At 64.2% G+C, this 3713-nt stretch carries 4 protein-coding genes and 1 pseudogene; all 5 read left to right on the top strand.

The features are described 5' to 3' along the window. Positions 1-493 (top strand): type I methionyl aminopeptidase (gene map / locus EN742_RS27830; protein WP_128333511.1); only part of this gene is annotated, 493 nt, incomplete at its 5' end. A gap of 32 nt (positions 494-525) precedes the next feature. Continuing rightward, positions 526-1296, top strand: a pseudogene (radC, locus tag EN742_RS27825) (DNA repair protein RadC). 139 nt (positions 1297-1435) lie between these two features. Continuing rightward, positions 1436-2200: a TIGR01458 family HAD-type hydrolase gene (locus EN742_RS27820; protein ID WP_348627231.1), complete on the top strand. Its 765-nt coding sequence runs from the start codon at positions 1436-1438 to the stop codon at positions 2198-2200. Between the two features lie 154 nt (positions 2201-2354). Further along, entirely contained in the window at positions 2355-3227 is an 873-nt protein-coding gene (locus EN742_RS27815; protein WP_126054228.1) for a cytochrome c oxidase subunit II, read from the top strand. 21 nt (positions 3228-3248) lie between these two features. Continuing rightward, the coding region (locus EN742_RS27810) for a cbb3-type cytochrome c oxidase subunit I (RefSeq protein ID WP_189375645.1) at positions 3249-3713 on the top strand (465 nt) is incomplete at its 3' end.

Genomic DNA, 3713 nt, shown 5'->3' with positions numbered 1-3713 from the left:
GTACATCCTCGACGGCTGGCATGGCGATTCCTCGCGCATGTATCCGGTGGGCACCATCAAGCGCGCCGCAGAGCGCCTGCTCGAGGTCACCCATGAGTGCCTGATGCGCGGCATCGCCGCGATCAGGCCGGGCGCCCGCACCGGCGCCATCGGCGCTGCCATCCAGACCTATGCCGAGGCCGAGCGCTGCTCGGTGGTGCGCGATTTCTGCGGCCACGGCGTCGGCCAGCTTTTCCACGACGCGCCGAACATCCTGCACTACGGCACCGCCACCGAAGGCGTCGAGATGCGGCCGGGCATGATCTTCACCGTCGAGCCGATGATCAATCTCGGCCGCCCGCATGTGAAGGTGCTGTCGGACGGCTGGACCGCGGTCACACGCGACCGCTCGCTGTCGGCGCAATACGAGCACACGATCGGCGTCACCGACACCGGCTGCGAGATCTTCACGCTCTCGCCGAAAAAACTCGACCGCCCCGGCCTGCCGGCCTAGTCTCCCTCAAAGCCTTCGGGGGTGGCGGGTTCATGGGAAAAACCGGCGATGACGAGCGGGGATTTTTCTCCGAGCGGGGGATCGAACCGCCGGCCGGCAAAGCGGCGGTCGAAAAGAGGGCGACACCATAACAGCCGCACTATCATGGCCATCGTGACCGTTTGCGTGAGCGTTTCACGGCCGCCGGCGCCGACGCCCTCCCCGACTACGAACTTCTCGAACTGCTGCTCTTCCGGCTGATCCCGCGCGTCGACACCAAGCCGATCGCCAAGGCCTTGCTGGCGCGCTTCGGCACCTTCGCCGAAGTGCTCGGCGCGCCGGTCAACCTGCTGCAGGAGGTGAAGGGCATCGGCCCCTCGGTGGCGGTCGACCTGAAGGTGATCGCCGCGGCCGCGCAGCGCATGGCGCGCGGCGAGGTGCACGGCCGCGAAATCGTCTCCAACTGGACGCAGCTTCTCGACTATTGCCGGTCAGCCATGGCCTTCGAAAACCGCGAGCAGTTTCGCGTGCTGTTCCTCGACAAGAAGAACGGGCTGATCGCCGACGAAGTGCAGCAGGTCGGCACCGTCGACCACACGCCGGTCTATCCGCGCGAGGTGGTCAAGCGCGCGCTGGAGCTTTCGGCCAGCGCCATCATCCTGGTCCACAACCATCCGTCCGGCGACCCGACACCGTCGCGCGCCGACATCGAGATGACCAAGCAGATCATCGAAACGGCAAAACCGCTCGGCATCGGCGTCCACGACCACATCATCATCGGCCGAAAGGGCAATGCGAGCATGAAGGGGCTGTTGTTGATCTGAGTTCGGTGTCGATCTCTGCCCCACGCCGGCGACTTGGCCCGACGAAAGCATAGGTAGCATAGCTACTTGCCGCAATCTGATCCCTTTCGCATTTGACGCATGGCGCGCTCCTCGTCATGCTGGGGTGATGACAAGGGGCGTGCTGCTGGACCTCGCAGGCGTCATCTATGATGGCGCGACTGCCATATCGGGCGGGGTCGACGCCGTCGCGCGTCTGCGCCAGGCCGGTTTTTCCATACGCTTCGTCAGCAACACCACGCGCTCGTCGAAAAAGAAGGTTCTCGACCATCTGGGGGCGATGGGCCTCACCGCCGCCAAGGCCGATGTCTTCACCCCGGCGCAGGCCGCGCGCGAATGGCTGCTGCGCAACGGCCGCGCGCCATATCTGCTGGTCCACCCCGGCCTCGAACCGGATTTCGGCGAATTGCCGGCCCGCGACAAGCGCGCCGTCATCGTCGGCGACGCTGGCGACGCATTGACTTACGCGGTGTTGAACGACGCGTTCCGCGAACTGGTCGCGGGGGCCGAATTGCTGGCTCTCGCCACTAACCGGACATTTCGCGATGCCGATGGCGCGCTCAGCCTCGATGCCGGGCCATTTGTCGCCGCACTGGAGTTTGCCTCGCTGAAACGCGCGACCGTTCTCGGCAAGCCGTCACCGGCATTCTTTCTCTCCGCGCTGGCCTCGATGAATTGTCCGCCGGAACAGGCGATCATGGTTGGCGACGACGCCGAGGCCGACATAGCCGGCGCGCTCCGCGCGGGGCTTTCGGGCGCCTTGCTGGTGCGCACCGGCAAATATCGCCGCGGCGACGAGAAGCGCTTCGATCCGCCGCCGACCGCGACCGTCGCCGATCTCGCGGCGGCCGCCGATTGGATCATCGCGCGATCCAGTCCGACCTGAAAACGAGGCTCCGTGACTGCAGGACGCGCCAGTTTGTCCACATGTACATCCCACGCATAGTCGGCTCTGGAATTTCAACCGCAAATCACGCTATGATGCCAGCGGCATTCACCGGGACGGCTTCGCGCCCCCTCGAATGCCGGGAGGACGGGACATGGCCATTGCGCTTGTACTCGTTTTGGTTGTTGTGGGCTCTGTGGTGTTTCACTTCCTGAGCCCATGGTGGTGGACGCCGATTGCCTCGAACTGGGACTATATCGACAACACCATCATCATAACCTTCTGGATCACCGGCGTCGTCTTCGCCGCCGTGGTGCTTTTCATGGCCTATTGCGTGTTCCGCTTCCGCCACCGGGAAGGCAACCGCGCCGCCTATGAACCGGAGAACAAGCGCCTCGAATGGTGGCTGACGGTCGTCACGGGAGTGGGTGTTACCGCCCTTCTGGTGCCCGGCCTGTTCGTCTGGAGCCGCTTCGTCACTGTCCCGAGCGACGCGACCGAGGTCGAAGTCATCGGCCAGCAATGGCAATGGAGCTTCCGCTTGCCCGGCAAGGACGGCAAGCTCGGCACCTCTGACACTCGCGACATAACGGCTGAAAATCCGCTCGGCGTCATCCCCGGCGATCCCAACGGCCAGGACGATGTCGTGGTCGAGGCGGCCGATCTGCACCTGCCGATCGGCAAGCCGGTCAAGATGGTGCTGCGCTCGGTCGACGTGCTGCACGATTTCTACATCCCGGAATTCCGCGCCAAGATGGACATGATCCCGGGCTCAGTCACCTATTTCTGGTTCACCCCGACCAGGACCGGAACCTTCCAGGTCCTGTGCGCGGAACTCTGCGGCCAGGGTCACCCGCTGATGCATGGCGTGGTCATGGTCGATACCGAACAGGACTACCTGGCCTGGCTAGGCCAGCAGCAGACTTTCGCGCAACTGTCGGCGCCCCAGAAGACGGGCTCGGCCGACCAGGCGACGGCGTCTGGTCTGGACGTTGCGGCAAAACTCGAAACTGTCGAGGCACGCTGAACAGGGCACGGAGGTGCCGCCATGGTCGATATCACGCCTGCAGATGCCGTACCGCCGGCCGAAGTCGCGGAAATGGAACTTTACCATCCGCACAGCTGGTGGACGAAATACGTCTTCTCGCAGGACGCCAAGGTCATCGCCATCCAGTATTCGGCGACGGCGACGGCGATCGGCTTCGTGGCGCTGATGCTGTCCTGGCTGATGCGGCTGCAGCTTGGCTTCCCCGGCACGTTCGACTTCATCACCCCCGAGGCCTATTACCAGTTCATCACCATGCACGGCATGATCATGGTGATCTACCTGCTCACCGCGCTCTTCCTAGGGGGCTTCGGCAATTACCTGATCCCGCTTATGGTCGGCGCGCGCGACATGGTGTTTCCCTATGTCAACATGCTGAGCTACTGGATCTACCTGCTCGCCGTGCTGGTCCTGGTGTCGAGCTTCTTCGCGCCCGGCGGACCGACCGGCGCCGGCTGGACGCTGTAC

This window comes from Mesorhizobium sp. M4A.F.Ca.ET.020.02.1.1, assembly GCF_004022645.1.
GTDB lineage: Bacteria > Pseudomonadota > Alphaproteobacteria > Rhizobiales > Rhizobiaceae > Mesorhizobium.
This window is presented reverse-complemented; position numbering and strand designations above follow the sequence as displayed.